Annotated in this window: 18 protein-coding genes; 6 read left to right on the top strand and 12 right to left on the bottom strand. The window is 67.2% G+C overall.

The annotated features are described in order from the left end of the window. The first annotated feature begins 86 nt into the window (after nucleotides 1–86). Both FLL57_RS02525 and FLL57_RS02520 read left to right on the top strand, forming a co-directional pair. Nucleotides 87–3,455 carry a hybrid sensor histidine kinase/response regulator gene (locus FLL57_RS02525; RefSeq protein ID WP_142882048.1) on the top strand — a complete coding sequence of 1,123 codons (3,369 nt, stop codon included), beginning with the start codon at nucleotides 87–89 and terminating at the stop codon, nucleotides 3,453–3,455. Further along, nucleotides 3,445–4,374, top strand: coding sequence for a response regulator (locus FLL57_RS02520; RefSeq protein ID WP_013503858.1), 930 nt, complete (start codon nucleotides 3,445–3,447; stop codon nucleotides 4,372–4,374). The genes FLL57_RS02525 and FLL57_RS02520 overlap by 11 nt, the downstream gene beginning before the upstream one ends. Before the next feature lie 25 nt (nucleotides 4,375–4,399). On the opposite strand, the gene FLL57_RS02515 is transcribed toward FLL57_RS02520, so the two are convergent. The 6 genes from FLL57_RS02515 to FLL57_RS02495 form a co-directional block, all read right to left on the bottom strand. Continuing rightward, on the bottom strand, nucleotides 4,400–5,233 hold the full coding sequence (locus FLL57_RS02515) for a YihY/virulence factor BrkB family protein (RefSeq protein ID WP_235677196.1): 834 nt from the start codon (nucleotides 5,231–5,233) through the stop codon (nucleotides 4,400–4,402). Nucleotides 5,234–5,385: 152 nt separating this feature from the next. Then, nucleotides 5,386–5,544, bottom strand: coding sequence for a hypothetical protein (locus FLL57_RS23240; RefSeq protein ID WP_164631633.1), 159 nt, complete (start codon nucleotides 5,542–5,544; stop codon nucleotides 5,386–5,388). A 5-nt stretch (nucleotides 5,545–5,549) separates the two neighbouring features. Next, the gene (locus FLL57_RS02510) at nucleotides 5,550–6,263 is read right to left on the bottom strand and encodes a hypothetical protein (protein ID WP_142882046.1); all 714 of its coding nucleotides are present in this window, start codon (nucleotides 6,261–6,263) and stop codon (nucleotides 5,550–5,552) included. Continuing rightward, nucleotides 6,260–6,652, bottom strand: a complete 393-nt coding sequence (locus FLL57_RS02505; RefSeq protein ID WP_142882045.1) for a phage holin family protein — start codon at nucleotides 6,650–6,652, stop codon at nucleotides 6,260–6,262. Before FLL57_RS02505 ends, FLL57_RS02510 begins: the two co-directional genes overlap by 4 nt. After that, nucleotides 6,636–7,238 (bottom strand): hypothetical protein, encoded by a 603-nt coding sequence (locus tag FLL57_RS02500; RefSeq protein WP_013503862.1) that lies wholly within the window; start codon nucleotides 7,236–7,238, stop codon nucleotides 6,636–6,638. Before FLL57_RS02500 ends, FLL57_RS02505 begins: the two co-directional genes overlap by 17 nt. A 15-nt stretch (nucleotides 7,239–7,253) precedes the next feature. Beyond that, nucleotides 7,254–8,420 (bottom strand): hypothetical protein, encoded by a 1,167-nt coding sequence (locus FLL57_RS02495; protein WP_013503863.1) that lies wholly within the window; start codon nucleotides 8,418–8,420, stop codon nucleotides 7,254–7,256. Nucleotides 8,421–8,746: 326 nt separating this feature from the next. Here FLL57_RS02495 and FLL57_RS02490 point away from each other — a divergent pair, with 326 nt between their 5' ends. Continuing rightward, nucleotides 8,747–10,255, top strand: coding sequence for an AMP-binding protein (locus FLL57_RS02490; RefSeq protein WP_142882044.1), 1,509 nt, complete (start codon nucleotides 8,747–8,749; stop codon nucleotides 10,253–10,255). Between the two features lie 19 nt (nucleotides 10,256–10,274). Here the strand turns inward: FLL57_RS02490 and FLL57_RS02485 are convergent, their stop codons facing one another. From FLL57_RS02485 to exbB, 3 genes are read right to left on the bottom strand one after another with little or no spacing between them, the layout of a single operon-like run. Continuing rightward, entirely contained in the window at nucleotides 10,275–11,105 is an 831-nt protein-coding gene (locus FLL57_RS02485; protein WP_142882043.1) for an energy transducer TonB family protein, read from the bottom strand. Continuing rightward, on the bottom strand, nucleotides 11,102–11,539 hold the full coding sequence (gene exbD, locus FLL57_RS02480; protein WP_142882042.1) for a TonB system transport protein ExbD: 438 nt from the start codon (nucleotides 11,537–11,539) through the stop codon (nucleotides 11,102–11,104). Before exbD ends, FLL57_RS02485 begins: the two co-directional genes overlap by 4 nt. A gap of 4 nt (nucleotides 11,540–11,543) precedes the next feature. Beyond that, entirely contained in the window at nucleotides 11,544–12,344 is an 801-nt protein-coding gene (gene exbB, locus FLL57_RS02475; protein ID WP_142882041.1) for a tonB-system energizer ExbB, read from the bottom strand. 325 nt (nucleotides 12,345–12,669) lie between these two features. Between exbB and FLL57_RS02470 the strand changes: the two genes are divergently transcribed. The 3 genes from FLL57_RS02470 to FLL57_RS02460 are packed head-to-tail and all read left to right on the top strand — an operon-like array spanning nucleotide 12,670 to nucleotide 15,873. Beyond that, nucleotides 12,670–13,518 (top strand): enoyl-CoA hydratase, encoded by an 849-nt coding sequence (locus tag FLL57_RS02470; protein WP_142882040.1) that lies wholly within the window; start codon nucleotides 12,670–12,672, stop codon nucleotides 13,516–13,518. A gap of 3 nt (nucleotides 13,519–13,521) precedes the next feature. Then, entirely contained in the window at nucleotides 13,522–14,658 is a 1,137-nt protein-coding gene (locus FLL57_RS02465) for an acyl-CoA dehydrogenase family protein (RefSeq protein ID WP_142882039.1), read from the top strand. A gap of 18 nt (nucleotides 14,659–14,676) precedes the next feature. Further along, the gene (locus FLL57_RS02460) at nucleotides 14,677–15,873 is read left to right on the top strand and encodes an acyl-CoA dehydrogenase family protein (protein ID WP_142882038.1); all 1,197 of its coding nucleotides are present in this window, start codon (nucleotides 14,677–14,679) and stop codon (nucleotides 15,871–15,873) included. Nucleotides 15,874–16,118: 245 nt separating this feature from the next. Here the strand turns inward: FLL57_RS02460 and FLL57_RS02455 are convergent, their stop codons facing one another. Genes FLL57_RS02455 through FLL57_RS02445 form a run of 3 tightly spaced genes read right to left on the bottom strand, consistent with a single transcriptional unit; the run spans nucleotide 16,119 to nucleotide 18,882 of the window. After that, a complete protein-coding gene (locus tag FLL57_RS02455) occupies nucleotides 16,119–17,453 on the bottom strand; it encodes a phenylacetate--CoA ligase family protein (RefSeq protein ID WP_142882037.1) in 1,335 nt (444 codons plus the stop codon). A gap of 23 nt (nucleotides 17,454–17,476) precedes the next feature. Further along, the gene (locus FLL57_RS02450) at nucleotides 17,477–18,037 is read right to left on the bottom strand and encodes a 2-oxoacid:acceptor oxidoreductase family protein (protein WP_013503872.1); all 561 of its coding nucleotides are present in this window, start codon (nucleotides 18,035–18,037) and stop codon (nucleotides 17,477–17,479) included. 14 nt (nucleotides 18,038–18,051) lie between these two features. After that, on the bottom strand, nucleotides 18,052–18,882 hold the full coding sequence (locus tag FLL57_RS02445; RefSeq protein ID WP_013503873.1) for a thiamine pyrophosphate-dependent enzyme: 831 nt from the start codon (nucleotides 18,880–18,882) through the stop codon (nucleotides 18,052–18,054). Nucleotide 18,883: the final 1 nt, after the last annotated feature.

Here is an 18,883-nt window from a genome sequence, read left to right as displayed (position 1 = left end):
CGAACAATTGCGCGGGTCGTGATCGCAAAACCGGCAACGTCGCCGGCGGATCGGCGCTAGGGTCGGACAGAGATGAGGAGAAGCGCGTGGCGGGGCGGCAGCGCATAGATCGCGTTCGGCGCCAGTACAATCAGTGGGTCGCCAACCAGACTCTCGAGGACTACGCGCTCCGCTTCACCGCAAAGAGCTCGCGCCGGTGGTCGGCGGCACGCGTCGCCAACACCGCGCTAGGCGCGATCTCGTTCCTGGCGCTGGAGGCGATCGGCGGCACTATCACGCTGAACTACGGCGTCACCAACGCCACCGCGGCGATCCTGGTGGTCGGCGTGATCATCTTTTGCTGCGGCCTGCCGATCGCCTATCACGCCGCAAAATGTGGGGTCGATATCGACCTCCTGACCCGCGGCGCCGGGTTCGGCTATATCGGCTCCACCGTCACCTCGCTGATCTACGCCTCCTTCACCTTCATCTTCTTCGCCATCGAGGCCGTGATCCTCGCCAACGCGCTGGAACTGTGCTTCGGCCTGCCGCTGCCGCTCGGCTACTTCTTCAGCGCGGTGGTGATCATCCCCCTGGTGACTTACGGCATCACCCTGATCAGCCGGTTCCAGCTCTGGACCCAACCGTTCTGGATCCTGCTGCACATCCTGCCGTTCGCCGCGATCGCGGTGAAGAGCCCGGAGTCCTTCACCGCCTGGACGAGGTTCGCCGGTGAGCAAGGCAGCCCGGACGGCAAGCTCGATCTGCTGCTGTTCGGCACCGCGGCCTCGGTGGTGTTCGCGCTGGTGGCGCAGATCGGCGAGCAGGTCGACTTCCTGCGCTTCCTGCCGCGCGACCGCCGCGCCTCCCGCGGCGCCTGGTGGATCGCAATGATCAGCGCCGGCCCCGGCTGGATCGTCCCCGGCGCGCTCAAGATGCTGGCGGGATCGTTCCTCGCCTACTTCGCCCTCAGCCGCGGCGCGCCGCCGGACGAAGCGGCTGAGCCGGCGCACATGTATCTCGAAGCGTTCCGCACCGTGCTGGAGCAGCCCGGCCTGGTGCTGGCGCTGACCGGCGCGTTCGTGATCCTGTCGCAGATCAAGATCAACGTCACCAACGCCTATGCGGGCTCGATCGCCTGGTCGAACTTCTTCTCACGGCTGACGCACAGCCATCCCGGACGCGTCGTCTGGCTGGTGTTCAACGTGCTGGTGGCGCTGCTGCTGATGGAGATCGGCGTCTACAAGGCGCTGGAGCACACCCTGGCGCTGTACTCGAACGTCGCGATCGCCTGGGTCGGAGCGCTGGTGGCCGATCTCGTCGTCAACCGGCCGCTCGGACTGCGGCCTCGCCACATGGAGTTCAAACGCGCGCATCTGTACGACATCAACCCGGTCGGGGTCGGCTCGATGACGATCGCCACGGTGCTGTCGATCACCGCGTTCTACGGCGTGTTCGGGCCGACCGTGAAAGCACTGGCGCCGTTCGTGGCGCTGACCGTGGCTTTCCTCACCGCACCGGTGATCGCCTTCGCGACCGGCGGCCGGTTCTACATCGCGCGCAAGCCGAAACGCGCCTGGCAGCACGTCGAGGCGATCAAGTGCTGCATCTGCGAGCACTCGTTCGAACCGGAAGACATGGCCTCCTGCCCGGCCTATGCCGGGCCGATCTGCTCGCTGTGCTGCTCGCTCGACGCACGCTGCAGCGATCTGTGCAAGCCGCACGCCCGAATCGACGCGCAGTTCACCGACACCCTCGGCAAGGTGCTGCCGCAGCGGGTCTATGCGCTGCTGAATTCCCAGGTCGGACATTATCTCACCGTGTTCGCAGCCTCGGTCGGCCTGATCGGCCTGTCGTTGCTGCTGATCTATCTGCAGGCGGCGACCGCCAACGAAGCCCAGCAGATCGAACTCGCCGAGGTGTTGTGGAAGCTGTTCTTCGCGCTGACCATCATCGTCGGCGTGGTGAGCTGGCTGTTCGTGCTGGCGCGGCTGAGCCGGCAGGCGGCGGAGGCCGAAACCCGGCGACAGACCACGCTGCTGATGCAGGAGATCGACGCCCACCGCCAGACCGACGCCGAGCTGCAGCGCGCCAAGGAGGCGGCGGAGTCGGCCAACCTCGCCAAGAGTCGCTACGTGGTCGGCCTCAGCCACGAGCTGCGCTCGCCGCTCAACGCCATCAGCGGCTACGCGCAGCTTCTGGAGCAGGACAACAGCCTGCCGCCGCGGCCGCGCGACCAGATCCGGCTGATGCGACGCAGCGCCGATCATCTGTCGGGCCTGATCGACGGCCTGCTGGATATCTCGAAAATCGAGGCCGGCAGGCTGTACCTGTCGCGCGACGAGGTGCGGTTCGGCGAATTCCTCGATCAGCTCGTCGGCATGTTCCGGCTACAGGCGGCCGCCAAGGACATCGAGTTCGTGTTCAAGCGGCCGCAATATCTGCCGCCGATGGTCTATGCCGACGAGAAGCGGCTGCGCCAGGTGCTGATCAACCTGTTGTCGAACGCCATCAAGTTCACCCAGCAAGGCAGCGTGCAGTTCATCGTGCACTACCGCAACCCGGTCGCCGAGCTCGAAGTCCGCGACACCGGGCCCGGCATCCATCCCGACGATCTGGAGCGAATCTTCGCGCCGTTCGAGCGCGGCGCCCTCGGCGCCGCCCAGCCGCACAGCGGCACCGGCCTCGGCCTCACCATCAGCAAGCTGCTGGCCGGGGTGATGGGCGGCGACCTCACAGTGACATCGACGCCGGACAAGGGTTCGACTTTTCGGGTCAAGCTGCTGCTGTCCGAGGTCACCAATCCGACCCGCACCCGCTCGATCCGCGCGCCGGTGCTCGGCTATCAGGGCCCGCGCAAGACCATCTTGGTCACCGACGACGATCCGGCGCAGCGCGGATTGCTGCAGGATGCGCTGGCGCCGCTCGGCTTCATCGTGCTGGTGGCGACCGACGGCTATTCCTGCGTCGATCTCGCCGAGCACTGCCAGCCGGATCTGTTCCTGCTCGACATCTCGATGCCGGGGATGGACGGCTGGACGGTGGCCGAGACGCTGCGCTCCCAGGGTCATCACCACGCGCGGATCCTGATGCTGTCGGCGAGCGCGCTGGAGGCGCACGGCACGCTGCTGTCCCAGCCGTTCCACGATGCCTACCTGATGAAGCCGGTCGACATTCCGCGGCTGCTCGAACTGATCGGCCAGCTCCTCAAGATCGAATGGATCTACAAGGGCGAAACCACCGCCGCCGCCGATGAGACGCCCGAGATCCAGCATCCGCCGATGCGGCACGTCGAGGAATTGTTGGAGCTCGGCAAAATCGGCTACATCCGCGGCATCGAGTCGAAGCTCGATCAGATCCACACCGATTATCCGGAGACCTGGGCGTTCGTGTCGCAGATGCGAACGCTCGTCGAGCAATTCGATCTCGACTCCTACATGAAGACGCTGAACACGCTGTATCGCCATGAACAATGACATGAAAAAGCGCGATATCGCCCTGGTGGTCGACGACTCTCCGGAGACGTTGCGGATGCTGACCGACGCCCTCGACGGCGCCGGCATGACCGTGATGGTGGCGCTCGACGGCGCCGCGGCGATGCGGATCGTCGAGCAGATCACGCCGGACATCATCCTGCTCGACGCCGTAATGCCGGGGATGGACGGATTCGAAACCTGCCGGCGGCTGAAGCGCAGCGCGGGATTGTCCGACGTGCCGGTGATCTTCATGACCGGACTGTCGGAGTCCGAGCACATCGTCCGCGGCCTCGAAGCCGGCGGCGTCGACTACGTCACCAAGCCGATCGCGATCGTCGAGATGCTGGCGCGGATCCGAGTTCACCTCAACAACGCGCGGGTGAGCCAAAGCGCCCGCGCAGCGCTGGATGTTTCGGGACGTTTCCTGCTCGCGGTCGACCGGCTCGGCAAGGTGCTGTGGGCGACGCCGCAGGCGCAAAAGCTGCTCGCCGCAGATGGCGCGCCGGAGGACGGTCTGCGGCTGGATCTGCCGAAGCCCTGGCTCGACTGGCTGGAGCAGGTCCACACCGGACTCGCCCAGCCGAAGATGCCGATCAAGGCATCGATGCTGCGCAACGACGAGCTGCGGCTGCAATATATGGGCAAGCTCGGCCCCAACGAATTCCTGCTGCGGCTGGCGCGCGATACGGCAACCGAGGCGCCGACGCAGTTCTCAGCCGAATTTGGCCTCACCAGCCGCGAGAGCGAGGTGCTGGCGTGGCTGAGCAAGGGCAAGACCAACCGCGACATCGCGCAGATTTTGGGTCTGAGCCCCCGCACCGTCGACAAGCATCTCGAGCAGATCTACGCCAAGCTCGGCGTCGAGAACCGCACCGCCGCCGCCGCGATAGCCACCAATGCGAGCCGGCGGGATCTGTGACTGTCGCGCCCGCCCGCACGCTCGATCAGCTCGGCCCGCCTTCGGCCCGGCCGAGCCGCCCCGCCCGCGCTTCGATCGCGGCATTGAGCTCGCCGCCGACCAGCACCACGATCGCGGTCATCCACATCCAGATCATCAAGCCGATCGCCGCGCCGAGCGAGCCGTAGGTCGCGTTGTAGTCGGCGAAGTTGGCGAGGTAGTAGGACAGCGCAGCCGAGCCGGCGAGCCAACTCAGCGTCGCCGCGACGCTGCCGGGCACGACCCAGCGCCACGGCGGCGACGGCCGGTTGGCCGCGGTTCGATACAGCAGTCCCAGCCCGGCGAAGGTCAGCAGCGCCAACACGGGCCAGCGGCCATAGTCGATCACCACCGCCACCAGACTGCCTAGTCCGATCTGTGCCAGCACGATCGGCGCTGCGATCACCAAGCCGATTGCCGCAAGCACCGCACCGAGCGCACCGAGCGTCAACAGCAGCGAAAATGCGTTGAGCTTGAAGAAGCCGCGCTCCTCCTCGACGTCATACACCGCATTGAGCGCGTCGATGATGGCTTTGACGCCGCCATTGGCGCTCCACAGCGCCAGTGACAGGCTGACCAGGAACGCAAAGCCCAGCCTGGTCTGGCCATTCGCCAGCACCCGGCCAACCTGCTCCTCGATCACGGAGTAGGTGCCGGCCGGCACCACCGCAGACAACTGCGCGAGGTGCCCGCTGATCGTCACAGGATCGGCAAACAGCGCATAAGACGACACCAGGGCCGTGATGGCGGGAAACAGACCGAGCAGCCAGTAGAACACCACGCCGGCCGCGACCAACAGCAGCCGGTCGCCGCCAATCCGCGCATAGGTGTCAGCGAACACCGGCTTCCAACCGGTGCGCAGAACCTGCCACGGCGAGTCGGCGCGAGGTCGCGGTTCTGACGAAAGGGCTCGTTCGGGCGCACGCCGTCTGCGGCGCGCAGCAAGGCTTGGCTCCGCGGCGGTCATCAGCACACCAGTTGCGTGTCGAAAATTCAGTGCGTGCTGGACTTCTGCCAGCGCTCCAGATCCGGCCTGTCGGGCGGATTCTGGTCGTCGACCTGAGAACTCTGCCCCGGCTTCTTCCAGGGCTCGCGGGTGCCGCTCTTCATCGCGTCGCCGGGGCGGTCGTCGGGCGCCTTGTCGTCTGCCATCGCCCTTACTCCAGCCGCACGTTGTCTTCGGCCGCTTCGGCAACCCGCTTGGCCTTCTCTCCGACCTCGCGCGCCGCTGCCATCGCGGCTTCCGGCGTCAGCCCCTGACGACGCGCTTCCTCGGCGGCAGCGCCGGCGACATCGCGTGCCATCTCGCCGGCCCGTGCCGCCTGCTGCCGCGCATAGTCGCGCGCCTGCCCCATCATTTCGTCGCTGGTGTCGCCGAACAGCTCGCGTTCGGTCTCGGTCGCCGGAAGAGACGCCGCGATGCCGGCTCCGATCGCGACGCCGATCGCCCCGAGCAGCAATGGCTGCTCATTGAACAGATCGCCGAGCCGGGTCTTCGCACTGTCGAACAGGTCGGCACCGGTCTCCGGAATGGCACGGCCGAATTCTGTCGCACGATCGATCGCTTCCGCGCCGCGCTCGCGCGCCATCCGCGCGGCCTCGCTCGCGGCACTCGCCGCGCCGTCGCGCACCTCGCCGAGTTTCTCGCTGACATCGGCGAAACGCTCGCCGACCCGCCCGACCGCCTCGGAGGCGACATCCGGGACGCGGTCGAGGCCGGTGTCGTGCACGAAGCGCGACGCTCGCGCCTTGGCGCGATCGCCGGTGAACAGCCACAATAGTCCCATTCCGATCAGCGCGGTCGAGACCGGATTGCGCCGCATCGCGTCGCCGAGATCGCCGATGAACGGCACGCCCTCTTTCTTGGTCATCGCATCATCTCCCCGGCCGCTTGCTTGTCGCGCTGCAATTGTTCCATGGTCATCTCCGGCTTCAGAGCCTCCGGCGACATCCGGTTTGCGCCGAAACCGATCAGCGTCGCCGCGATGCCCGTGGTGCAGGCGCCGACGATCAGGTAGGCCACCGAGGTCGCAAATCCGTTCTCGACCAGAGCTGCCGCAGCCGCCATCAGCAGCACCACCAGACCGGGGATCAGGATCACCGCGCCGGCGCCGATCATCATCGCGGCGCGACCAATCTGTCCGAGCTTCTCCGACATCTCGGCCCGCGCCAGATCGAATTCGTTACTGACGAGCTTGGCGAACTGATTGAAAGCGTCCCCGACCAGGTCCGGGATCGAGCGATTACTTGGCGTTGTCATCGTCGGAACTCCGGTTGACCTGAGCATCGACGACGCGGCTGTCGCGCCCCGAACTCTTCAGGAAGCGTACCGCGCCGAACCCCGCGAGCACCGCCAGACCGAGAAACACCGTCGGCTGGCGCCGGGCGAAGTCCTGCACGCCATGCACCAGATCGGACAGGTCACCGCGCTGCACGGTGTCGGAGATGTCCTCGACCTTGTTGGCCGCCTTGCGCATATAGACGCCGGCGATCGGTAAATCGTTGTCGAACTCGCGCGAAGCCCGCCGGATCGCGTCGGCGATGTGGGCGACGTAGTCAGCGCCGGCCTGCTTTTCTTCATAGGCACGCCGCTTCAAAGATTCGCCGGCCTCGGCGGCGAAATCCTTGGCGGTTTCGGCGAACTCCTCGGCCTTGGCACGGGCGGCGTCCGCAGATTCGCTCGCCAAACCAACGATCCTTTCTTTCAGATCGCGCTCGGGCTCCGCACCCGCGCCGGTCTCGCCGGAGACCATCTCCGGATCCTTCTTGGCTGACTTCGGCGGCTGCTGGCGTCCGCCATTGCTGCCGCCGGTCGCGCCAGGTGTCTTGACGATTTGCTCGGCCATGTCCGGTATCTCCGATCAATGCTTGTTCTGTGAGGGCGAAGGCGCTTCGAACGAAGAGGCTGCGGCTTCGGCGACCTTACGGACTCGCTGGCCGAGATCTCTCACGTTCTCGGCGAGGTCGTCGCCGGTCAATCCCTGCTGTTCGGCTTCGCGCGCCGCGCCCTGATAGGCGGCGCGCCCCTTCTCGAACCCGCGCGACACCGCGTCCCTGGCCTGCTCGCCGACGCGGCGGCCGACACGCCCGCCGCTGGCGCGCACGCGTGGAAACGCGCTGGCGATCAGCCCGCCGATCAACAAACCGGCGCCGGCAACCAGCAGCGGATGATCGGTCAGGGTCTGCTTGGCGGTCTTGCCGGCGCGATGGCCGAAATCGGTGGCCTGGTGGCGCAATCGCGCCGCCGCCTCCATTCCAGCATCTCGGGTGTCGTGGATCGTTTCGCGCACCTTGGCGGCCGCATCACCGGCGCGCTCACGAACCGTGTCGGCCACGGCGCCGGCAAGGCCGGCTCCGCGTGCCGCGAGCTGTTCGGCTTCGCCGGCAAACGCTTCACCGGCCGCGCTGGCGCGGCGTCGCAGATCATCGCCGCTATGCGCAACGCTGCGGCTGAGATCGTCGCCCTTGTGCTTGAGATCCGCGGCGGTCGCGGTCGCCGCCTGGCGGAACTGCTCGGCGCGACTGGCCACGGCATCACTGGCAGCTTCGAACGCGCCGGACGCATATTCGCGGGCAGCCACCGCCGTATCGGCAGCATCAGCGGAAAATTCGCGGGTTCGGCGCTCGAGATCACCGGCGAGATCGCGGGCTTTGTCGGACGCCCGTTGGGTCAGCTCCGCGCCGGATCGGGTGCCGGCCAGATACAGCCCGGCGCCGATCATCAGCACCGGCGCGGGAATCGCCCGCACCACCTTCCACAACGGATAAGCCAGCGTCGCGCCGACCGCGACCGCCTGCACCGGATTGTGACGGATCGAGTCCCGGACATTGTCGGCGAGTTCCTCGCCGCGCGACTTGATGTAGCTGCCGACCTCGGCCTTGATCGCGGCCGGCGAGTATTTCTCGCGCACCTCGTTGGCGGTGTCGGCTACGGTGGCGCGCAACTGGCCCACGGTCTCGGTCAGGCCAGCCCGGGCGCGTTCGGTGTCGCGGCGAATCTCGTCCAGGCTTCGGGTGTCGTTGGCCATGAGTTGCCTCCAATCCTTGTCTCGCGTCCCCAACTCGGCCAGGTGAGCGATGTTCCTTGCCTTCAATCCATTCATACAAATGGGGATTCGGGAACAGCAGCGGAAGCAGCCCGGCCCCGGAAGTCACGGATTCAGTCACCCGGCCTCCGCCGGATGCCGCTTTCAGCGGTAGCGAGGTCGGGATAGCGTGGCGGATGCGCGATCATGCTTTCCGCACCCTGACGATGTTCGCTACAAAGCGAGGCGCGGACGACCGGCCAACCGGCGGCGCGACAATCCGGACCCGCCGCGAACGAGCGGTTGCGGCCGGCACCAGGGGGGACACGATGGCGCTTCACGACTTCACGCTGGCCGACGTCTATCGCCGCAACGCGGTTCTGTTTCCCGAGCGCACCGCCTTCGTGGTCGACGGCGTCCGCCTCACCCACCGCGACTATCTGGCGCGGGCCGAACGGCTGGCGAGTGGTTTGCTGCGCGACGGCGTGCAGCCCGGCGACCGCGTGGCGATCCTGTCGCAGAACTGCATCGAGATGGTCGAGCTGATCGGTGCGGTGGCGATGATCGGCGCGATCCTGCTGCCGGTGAACTACCGGCTCAATGCCGACGAAATCGCCTTCGTGCTCAGCGACGGCGCGCCCAGCGTGGTGGTGGCCGGTACCGACTATCGCGACATCGTGGCCGGCATGCTGCCCTCGCTCGACGGTGTGAAGAAGGCCTACGCAATCGGGGGCGGCAGCGGCCCGTTCGCGCCGTTCCCCGACCTCGCCTCCGACGCGCCGTTCAGCCCGCCGGAATTCGGCGCCGCCGACGGCTTCGTCATCATCCACACCGCCGCGGTCGGCGGCCGGCCGCGCGGCGCGCTGATCTCGCAAGGCAATCTGTTAATTGCGCAAAGCTCGCTGGTCGACGCATGGCGGTTGACCGAGGCCGACGTCAATCTCGGCATGCTGCCGCTGTTTCATGTCACCGGGCTCGGCCTGATGCTGACGCTGCAACAAGCCGGCGGAGCGAGCGTGATCGCCGCGAAATTCGACCCGGCGCAGGCGGCGCGCGATATCGAAGCCCACAAGGTGACGGTGCTGGCCGAGTTCGCCCCGATGCTCGGCAACATTCTCGATCAGGCGCAGCCGGCGCAGCTCGAAAGCCTGCGCGCGGTGACCGGGCTCGACACCCCGGAGACGATCGAGCGGTTCGAAGCCGCCTGCCCGAACGCAACGTTCTGGGCGACGTTCGGGCAGTCCGAGACCTCGGGCCTCTCGACGTTCGCGCCGTATCGCGACCGGCCGAAATCTGCAGGGCGGCCGCTGTTCTGGCGCACCGTCGCGGTGGTCGATGCGGAAGATCGGCCGCTGCCGCCGGGCGAGGTCGGCGAGATCGTGCTGCGCGGCCCGACCGTGTTCAAAGGCTATTGGAACAACGCCGCCGCCACCCAGCACGCGTTCCGCAACGGCTGGCACCACACCGGCGACATGGGCCGGTTCGACGCCGACGGTTACCTGTTCTACGCCGGCCGCGCACCGGAGAAGGAACTGATCAAGACCGGCGGCGAGAATGTCTATCCGGCCGAGGTCGAAGGCGCTTTGAAGCAGCATCCGGCAATCGCCGAGGCGGTGGTGATCGGCGTACCCGATCCGCAATGGAGCGAAGCCATCAAGGCGGTGTGCATCTGCAAGCCGGGCCAGACCGTTGCCGCCGACACGCTGGCCGAATTCGTCGCCTCGCTGATCGCACGCTACAAGAAGCCGAAGCACGTGGTGTTCGTCGAAGCGCTTCCGAAGGACGCCAAGGGCGCGATCGACCGCGCCGCAGTGAAGGCGGCGCACGGGCAAGCGTGACGCCGGGCGGCGCGCCTTCTCACTGCAGCGAAAACCGCACCGGCACGGTGAAGCTCAGCGACGACTGCGTGATCTCGCTCGGGAACGGCGGCAGCGGCTGGGCGCGGCGGATCATCGCCATGGTCTCGGCGTCGAGCGCCGCGTGGCCGGAGCTGCGGGCAAGCCGGCTGCCGAGCACCTGACCGCCGCGGCCGACTGTGAACGACAGCATCGCGGTGCCCTGCTCGCGCGCAGCCCGGGAGCCGGCCGGATACTGCCGATAACGGACGAGATGTGCGGCGAGCCGGTCACGGTACGACGGCAGTGCCGCAGCGGCAGCCGCCTGCCCTGCCCGCGCCGCAGCGGCGAGCGCGGCCTGACGCTCGGCCTTGGGCGGTGCCGTGCTACGCGGCGCGGGCGCCTGCGACTTCGGCTTGGTCTCCTCGCGCTTGGCGTGATCGCGTTTCGGTTTGGCGGGCTCGCGCTTAACCGGCTCCGGCTCGTCCGGCTGACGTTGCTGCGGCAGCACCACTTCGGGCGTCGGCAGCACCGGCGCCGGCGACTCCGGCAGTTGCTCGGCGAGCTGCTGCGGGGCTTCGGGCCGCTGAGGCGTTGCCTCCTCCTGCGGAGCCGGCGCTTCCTGCATCTCCGGCCCCGGCGCCAAATCCTGAGGCTGCGGCGCCGGCGCGGCGGGAGCCGGCGCCATATCGACCATGATGACCGGCATCGAGACGCCCGGTGCCGGCGCCTGCTGATACCAGGCAACGGCCGCGGCGATCAGCCCGAAATGCGCCACCACGATCGCGGCCGCCGACAGCAGCCACTGGCTGCGGCCGCGGCCGGGCGTCTCGTGCAGCGCGTAGTCGTTCATGGCTGATCCCGGCCGTCGAGCCCCACCAGCGCGACCTTCAAGTAACCGGCCTCGCGCAGCAGGTTCATCACCGCCATCAGTTCGCCATAGGCCACCGCCTTGTCGGCACGCAGGAAGATCCGCTCGTCCTTGTTGCCGCTGGTCGCCGATTGCAGCGCCTCGGCCAGCGCCTCGCGCGCCACGATGGTCTCGCCGACCGCCAGCGTCAGGTCCGGCTGCACCGACAGATACACCGGCTTGTCGGGGCGAGGCTGCGGCTGTGCGGTCGAGGCCGGCAGATCGACGCCGATGTCGACGGTGGCGAGCGGCGCCGCCACCATGAAGATGATCAGCAGTACCAGCATCACGTCGATGAACGGTGTGACGTTGATCTCGTGCGCGACCTCGAGATCGTCCTCCGCCGCGAGCCGTCGTCCGCCGAGCCGCACGCCCATCGTCTCACCCTGCCCGCATCTGCCGCGCCGAGCGGCCGCGGTCGCGGCTGACCAGCAGCAGCACCTGCGCCGAGGCGTCGCCGAGCAGCGCGCGATAGCCCGCGATGGCGCGAACCAGATAGTTGTAGATCACCACCGCCGGTACCGCGGCGACGAGGCCGAGCGCAGTGGCGAGCAGCGCCTCGGCGATGCCCGGCGCCACCACCGCCAGATTGGTGGTATGCGCCTCGGAGATGCCGATGAAGGCGTTCATGATGCCCCACACCGTGCCGAACAGGCCGACGAACGGCGCCACCGCGCCGATGGTGGCGAGAATGCCGGTGCCGCTCGCGATCTTGCGCGCCACCGCGGCTTCGACCCGCTCCAGCCGCAGCGCGACGCGGTCCTTGAAGTCGGCATCGAACGTCCAGCCCGACAGGCTGCCTTCGCGCGCAGCGGTCTGAATCAGTTGCGACACTGCGTCGTGCGCGCCCTCGGCGTCGCGGCCAAGCTCGGCCAACGTGGTATCGGTTTCGAGCTTGGCCAGACCGTCGCGGGCGCGTGCAGTCTCGCGCCGCAGCTCGATGGTCTTCGACAGCCACACCGTCCAGGTCGCAAGTGAAGCGATCGCGAGCCCGGCCATCACCACCTTCACGACGATGTCGGCATTCCGGAACATCCCCCACGGCGACAGATCGCGCGGCAGGTTGGCGATGTCGGCGGCGGCATGCGCGACGCTGCCGAGCAGCAGCGCAGCCGCGGCGCCGAGCGCGCCGGCACAGACGAGATTGCGGATCATCGACGGGACGCGAAACGGCGGCATCATCCACTTTCGGCAGGCAAAGGCGTTCGGCGCGGGGCCGCGAGCTATCGCACGGATCGCCGGCCGCTCGAAATCAATTCTGGCCCTTCCGCTCCTATGCCCGAGCGCCATCGCATAATCGCGGCGGACGCGGTTTGTTCTGGCTCAAAGCGGCGGTTTACCGGAACCTCATGGCAAACGGCGGCGGCCTTTCCCGACAGCGCTCCGCGACACGGAATTCCTCGGCAAATGCGGCAGAGATGCCGTTTGCAGTCGCGCGCGCGACCTGCCACACTCCGCGGAACACAACCGGCGCCATAAGCCGAGACAACAAGAAACGGGAGGATGGATGAGCTCCTACGAGACGATCCTGGTCGAGCGGCCGGATCCGGCGGTCGCACGAATCGTGATGAACCGCCCCGAGGCGCGCAACGCGCAAAATCTGCAGATGACCTACGATCTCAACGCCGCGTTCGACGATGCGGTGCAGGACGATACTGTGAAGGTCATCATCCTCGCAGGCTCCGGCCCGCATTTCTCCGCCGGCCACGATCTGCGCGCCACCACCAAGAACGAAGCCGGCATCGACTTTCCGCCGGTCGGCGCCTGGGGCGGGTTTCGCGAACCGGGCGCGCACGGCCGGATGGCGCGCGAGCAGGAGATCTATCTGCAGATCACCCGGCGCTGGCGCAACCTCGCCAAGCCGACGATCGCGGAAGTGCACGGCAAGTGCATCGCCGGTGGACTGATGCTGGCCTGGGCCTGCGACCTGATCGTCGCATCGGACAATGCCGAGTTCTGCGATCCGGTGGTGACGATGGGCGTCTGCGGCGTCGAGTGGTTCGTGCATCCGTGGGAGCTCGGGCCGCGCAAGGCCAAGGAGCTCTTATTCACCGCCGATAGCTGGAGCGCGCAGGACGCCCATCAGCTCGGCATGGTCAATCACGTGGTACCCGCCGCCGAACTATCCGCCTTCACCATGGCGCTTGCTCAACGCATCGCCGCCAAGCCGAGCTTTGCGCTCAAGATGACCAAGGAAGCGGTCAACCGCTCGGTCGATATTCAGGGGCAGCCGGCCGCGATCGATCAGGCGTTCGCGCTGCATCAGCTTTGCCACGCTCACAATCTGCAGGAGTTCGGAATGATCGTAGACCCAATGGGACTGCATCCATCGGTGCGCAAACAGGTGAAGGTGTAAGCGATGGATCTCACGCCCAGTGACGAGCAGCGGCTGCTCCGCGAAAGCGCCGACCGCTTCATCGCCGAGACCTACACGACCAAGCTGCGCGAGCAAAACGTCAAGGAGCCGTTCGGCTTCAGCGAGGCGATCTGGAAGCAGTTCGCCGATCTCGGCTGGCTGGCACTGCCGCTGCCGGAACAGCATGGTGGCATCGGCGGCGGCGCGATCGAAGTCGGCATCCTGATGGAAGCGTTCGGCCGCGGCCTCGTCAGCGAGCCGTATCTATCCACCGTGGTGCTCGGCGCCGGCCTCGTCGCCGAACACGGCCGCGACGAGCAAAAGGCCGCACTGCTGCCGAGCGTCGCAGAAGGAACGCTGCGGCTCGCCTTCGCCCATGCCGAACGCGCAGCCCGCGCAGATCTCGCTCGCGTCGACACCACCGCCCGGAAGGACGGCGACGGCTATGTGCTGGACGGCGCCAAGGTCGCGGTGCTCGACGGCGCGTCGGCCGATCAGTTGATCGTCTCGGCACGGCTAGCGAACAACGGCAGCGGCTCGCTGCGGCTGTTCCTGGTACCGCGCGACGCGGCCGGGCTGACGCTCGCCGACTATCCGCGGCTCGGCGGCGGCCGGGCGTGCAATCTGACGCTGCAAGGCGTGCGCGTCCCCGCCGACGCCATGCTCGGCGGCGATGTCGATGCATATCCGGCCGTCGAGGCGGTGGTCGATCGCGCCCTCGCCGCGCTGTCGGCCGAAGCCGTCGGCATGATGCAGACCCTGACCGACAAGACGCTCGACTATACCAAGGTGCGAAAACAGTTCGGCCGGCCGCTCGCCGCCAACCAGGTGGTGCGGCATCGCCTCACCGACATGTCGGTGCAGGTCGACGAAGCCCGCTCGATGGCGCTACGCGCCGCCCTCAAGGCCGAGGCGGACGCTGCCGAGCGCGGCCGCGCCGCCTCCGGCGCCAAGGCCAAGATCGGCAAGGGCGCGCGCTTCGTCGCCGAGCAGTCGGTTCAGCTCCACGGCGGCATGGGCGTCACCGAGGAACTCGACGTCGGCGCGTATTTCAAACGCCTGCTGGCGTTCGAGACGCTGTTCGGCGGCAGCACCCATCATTATCGCCGCCACGCCGCGCTCAGCGGCAGGCCTGTTTAAGCAAAGCGAGGCATCGACATGGACATGACCTTCGGCGAAGCCGAGCTCGCCTTTCAACAGGAAGTCCGCGACTTCATCGCGGCCAATCTCACGCCCGACATGAAGCGGGCGGAATCACTCAACGCTTCGGTGTTCTCCGAGCCGGAGAGCGGCGTGCCGTGGCAGCGTGCCCTCAACGCCAAGGGCTGGGGTGCGCCGGGCTGGCCGGTCGAATATGGCGGCCCCGGCTGGACGCCGGCGCAGCGCTGGATCTTCGAAACCGAATGCGCTCATGCGGGCGTCCCCTCCCCGACGCCGATGGGCGTCAAGATGGTCGGCCCGGTGATCATCGGCTTCGGCTCGCCGGAGCAGAAGAACTACTTCCTGCCGCGGATTCTGTCCTGCGAGGATTACTGGTGCCAGGGCTATTCGGAGCCGGGATCGGGCTCGGACCTGTCGTCGCTGAAGACCCGCGCGGTGCGCGACGGCGACGAGTATGTCATCAACGGCACCAAGATCTGGACCACCCACGCGCACAACGCGAACATGATGTTCGCGCTGGTGCGCACCAGCGACGAGCCGCGGCAGCAGGACGGCATCAGCTTCGTGCTGATCGACATGAAGAGCCCCGGCATCACCATCCGCCCGATCCTGACGATCGGCGGCGACCACGAGGTCAACCAGGTGTTCTTCGACGACGTCCGGATTCCGGCGTCGAACCTGGTCGGCGAGGAAGGCAAGGGCTGGACCTACGGCAAGTATCTGCTGGAGTTCGAGCGCGGCTCGGGCATCGCCTCGGCGAAGCTCCGCAAGGCGCTGCACCGGGCGGCGGCGTTCGCCGAGTCGGAGGCGACCGGCCGGGCGATCGAGGATCCGGACATCGCGATCCGCTTGTCGGAGGCCGAGGTCGATATCGACGCGCTTGAAATGACCGAGCTACGCGTGCTGTCGGCGCTGCAGAACGGCCAGAACCCCGGCGCGGTGTCGTCAATCCTGAAGCTGCGCACCAGCGAGATCTACCAGGCAGTGAGCCGGCTCGCCGTCGACGTGATCGGTAACGATGGCCTCTATGTCGAACCGACCCGCCCGCTGCACCGGCTCAACGCCCCACCGGCGATTCCGGAGGACGAACTGGCCGTGATACCGACGCATCTCAACGGCCGCGCCTACACCATCTTCGGCGGAACCTCGGAGATCCAGCGCGACATCATCAGCAAGCTGGTGCTGGGGCTGTAGGCCGCGGAAGAACTAACTCACCCCGTCATGGCCGGGCTCGTCCCGGTCATGACGAGTCCGTGCGCTTCATCGATTGATTGGCGCGAACTTGGCCGTTGCCAAGGGTGCTGAGTCCTCATCCTGAGCCCGGCAGCCGGGCGTCTCGAAGGATGCGCCAAGGGCACCTGCAGCCCATGGTTCGAGACGGCGCTGCGCGCCTCCTCACCATGAGGTCATTCAGGTGGCCCAGGCTCCGGATCTGAAAATCAGATATTCCGCTGGTCCTTGACCCGCACCGCCTTGCCCTGCGAGCGCGGGACTTCGCCCGGCGATTTCACCGCGACCTTGCAGGTGACGCCGATCAGCGACTTGATGTGATGCATCACTTCGGCCGCCTTCTTGGCGAGCGCGGCCTCGTCGCGTGGGGCGTCGGGGGCAATCTCGACCTCGACCGTCATGGCGTCGAGCGCCTTCTCGCGGGTCAGCACGATCTGGTAATGCGGCGCGATGCCGGGGAAGCCGACCAGCACCGACTCCACCTGCGACGGATAAACGTTGACGCCGCGGATGATCAGCATGTCGTCGTCGCGGCCGGTAACACGCATGATGCGCAGATGGGTGCGGCCGCAAGCGCAGGGCTCGGTGTTGAGGCTGGTGATGTCGCGGGTGCGATACCGGATCATCGGCAGCGCTTCCTTGGTCAGCGTGGTGATCACCAGTTCGCCGACCGAGCCCATCGGCAGCACCTCGAGCGTTTCCGGATCGATGGTCTCGAACAGGAAGTGATCTTCCCAGCCGTGCAGACCGTTTTGCGCGACATGGCATTCGCAGGCCACGCCCGGCCCCATGATCTCCGACAGGCCGTAGACGTCGACCGCCTTGATGCCGAGCCGCGTTTCGAGGTCGCGGCGCATCGCGTCGCTCCACGGCTCGGCGCCGAACAGGCCGACCCGCAGCGGCGCATCGCGCAGGTTGACACCCATCTGCTCGGCGACCTCGGCGATGTTGAGCGCGTAGGACGGCGTCGAGCATAGCGCGTTGGCGCCGAAATCGGTGATCAATTGCACCTGCCGTTCGGTGCCGCCACCGGAGGCCGGCACGACCGTACAGCCGAGCCGCTCGGCGCCGTAATGCGCCCCAAGACCGCCGGTGAACAGGCCGTAGCCATAGGCGTTGTGGACGATATCGTCCGGCGAGATCCCGGCGCCGACCATCGACCGCGCCATCAGGTCGGCCCAGTTGTCGAGATCGGTCCTGGTGTAGCCGACCACGGTCGGCTTGCCGGTGGTACCCGACGAGGCGTGAATCCGCGGCATCTGATTGCGTGGCACCGCGAACATCCCGAACGGGTAGTTGTCACGCAGATCGGTCTTCTTGGTGAAGGGAAACTTCGCGATGTCGGCGAGCGAGGCCAGGTCGGCCGGCTTGACGCCGGCTTGGTCGAAGCTGTTGCGATAGTGCGGAACATCGCGATAGGCCCGCTCGACGATTTTGCGCAGCCGCTCGAACTGCAACGCCGCGAGCTGCGGCCGCGGCATCGTTTCGATGGCGCGGTCGTGCATATAGACGGTCTGTTCGCGCAATGCGGGTTGGGCGCTCATCGAAGCAATCCTTTGTCAGAAAATCAGGAAGCCGCCGCGACGGCGGGCGTCTTGGCCAGCGCGGTGCCGGCGGCCAGCGCGTCCATATTGAGATCGAGGAAACCGCGCGGCGAGGATGCGCGCACCACCTGCTCGACCGATTTGTGCTTGCAGATGCCCGACAGCTCGACCAACACGCCGAGCGCCACGATGTTGGTGACGCGCTCGCTGCCGAGCTCGATCGCGGTGCGGCTGAGCGGCAGCGGGTAGCGCTTGAAGCGACCGGCTTCCGGCAGTTCCGGGCACAGCCGGACATCGGATATCACCAGCGCGCCGGCCTTGAGTTTCGGCCACGACGGCTTGATGGCGATCTTGTCGAGCAGCACCAGATGATCGAATTCGATCGGCAGCGGATAGTCGACCTCGCCATGGGCGACCACCAGGTCTGCGTTGCAGAAGCCGCCGCGCGAGGTCGGCTCGTAGGTCTGCGATTGCGCGACGTGGCGGCCTTCCAGCGCCAGTGCGTCGGCGAGCAGCTTGGCGCTGAGCAACAGGCCTTGGCCGCCGGTGCCGCCGAAGCGCAGTTCAATGCGGGATGTCGACATGGCTGATCTCCCCGTCACTTGCCGGCGCGTGCCGCGGCGGCGGCGCGCAACGCCGCGCCGTATTCCGGCCGATTGTTCTGGGCCAGAATGCCAGTCGGCAGATCGGTCGAGCGGAACGGCTCATCGACGCTGTCGCGATACGCCGAGGGGCGCATCTCGCTCTTCTGCCGCATCACCATCTCGGCCGACGAGCCCATGTCGTTCTTGCGGCCGTAGACCTCGGTGCAGTCCGACACCACTTCGACGAAGGCGAAGCCCGGATGCTGCAGCCCGGCCTTGATCAGCTCTTTCAGCTTCGGCACATGCCGGGTGACTTCGCGGCCGACGAAGCCGGCGCCGGCGGCGGTCGCCAGCGCGCAGGCGTCGAAGTTCGGTTCGGAATTGCCGTGCGGCGTGGTGGTGGTCAGCCGCGTTTCCGACGTGGTCGGCGACACCTGGCCCCCGGTCATGCCGTAGATCTCGTTGTTGAGCATCAGGCAGGTGAGCTTGAGATTGCGCCGGCAGGCGTGGATCAGGTGATTGCCGCCGATAGCGAGGCAATCGCCGTCGCCGGTGATCACCACGACGTGCAGATCCGGCCGCGCCAGCGCAAGACCAGTCGCATAGGCCAGCGGCCGGCCGTGCGTGGTGTGGAAGGTGTTGGCGTCGATATAAGCCGACAGCCGTCCGGCGCAGCCGATCCCCGACACCACCGCGAGCTTGTCGCGGTCGATGTTCAGTTCGTGGATCGCCCACAGCAGCGCGCGCAGCGCCATGCCGTGACCGCAGCCCGGGCACAGGAAGTGCGGCATCATCTCCTTGCGGAGATAGTCGCGGACGTCGAAATGCGGCGCGTCGCGGAACATC

The organism is Rhodopseudomonas palustris, from assembly GCF_007005445.1.
GTDB classification, from domain to species: Bacteria; Pseudomonadota; Alphaproteobacteria; order Rhizobiales; family Xanthobacteraceae; genus Rhodopseudomonas; species Rhodopseudomonas palustris_G.
Note: the sequence above shows the minus strand (reverse complement) of the source record. Positions and strands in the feature narration are given on the sequence as shown.

Bases quoted from the DNA above. Each gene is read 5' to 3' on its own strand.
- FLL57_RS02520 (WP_013503858.1), top strand. From the start codon at position 3,445: ATGAACAATGACATGAAAAAGCGCGATATCGCCCTGGTGGTCGACGAC.
- FLL57_RS23240 (WP_164631633.1), bottom strand. From the start codon at position 5,544: ATGGCAGACGACAAGGCGCCCGACGACCGCCCCGGCGACGCGATGAAG.
- FLL57_RS02510 (WP_142882046.1), bottom strand. From the start codon at position 6,263: ATGACCAAGAAAGAGGGCGTGCCGTTCATCGGCGATCTCGGCGACGCG.
- FLL57_RS02505 (WP_142882045.1), bottom strand. From the start codon at position 6,652: ATGACAACGCCAAGTAATCGCTCGATCCCGGACCTGGTCGGGGACGCT.
- FLL57_RS02500 (WP_013503862.1), bottom strand. From the start codon at position 7,238: ATGGCCGAGCAAATCGTCAAGACACCTGGCGCGACCGGCGGCAGCAAT.
- FLL57_RS02495 (WP_013503863.1), bottom strand. From the start codon at position 8,420: ATGGCCAACGACACCCGAAGCCTGGACGAGATTCGCCGCGACACCGAA.
- FLL57_RS02490 (WP_142882044.1), top strand. From the start codon at position 8,747: ATGGCGCTTCACGACTTCACGCTGGCCGACGTCTATCGCCGCAACGCG.
- FLL57_RS02485 (WP_142882043.1), bottom strand. From the start codon at position 11,105: ATGAACGACTACGCGCTGCACGAGACGCCCGGCCGCGGCCGCAGCCAG.
- exbD (WP_142882042.1), bottom strand. From the start codon at position 11,539: ATGGGCGTGCGGCTCGGCGGACGACGGCTCGCGGCGGAGGACGATCTC.
- exbB (WP_142882041.1), bottom strand. From the start codon at position 12,344: ATGATGCCGCCGTTTCGCGTCCCGTCGATGATCCGCAATCTCGTCTGT.
- FLL57_RS02470 (WP_142882040.1), top strand. From the start codon at position 12,670: ATGAGCTCCTACGAGACGATCCTGGTCGAGCGGCCGGATCCGGCGGTC.
- FLL57_RS02465 (WP_142882039.1), top strand. From the start codon at position 13,522: ATGGATCTCACGCCCAGTGACGAGCAGCGGCTGCTCCGCGAAAGCGCC.
- FLL57_RS02460 (WP_142882038.1), top strand. From the start codon at position 14,677: ATGGACATGACCTTCGGCGAAGCCGAGCTCGCCTTTCAACAGGAAGTC.
- FLL57_RS02455 (WP_142882037.1), bottom strand. From the start codon at position 17,453: ATGAGCGCCCAACCCGCATTGCGCGAACAGACCGTCTATATGCACGAC.
- FLL57_RS02450 (WP_013503872.1), bottom strand. From the start codon at position 18,037: ATGTCGACATCCCGCATTGAACTGCGCTTCGGCGGCACCGGCGGCCAA.
- FLL57_RS02445 (WP_013503873.1), bottom strand. From the start codon at position 18,882: ATGTTCCGCGACGCGCCGCATTTCGACGTCCGCGACTATCTCCGCAAG.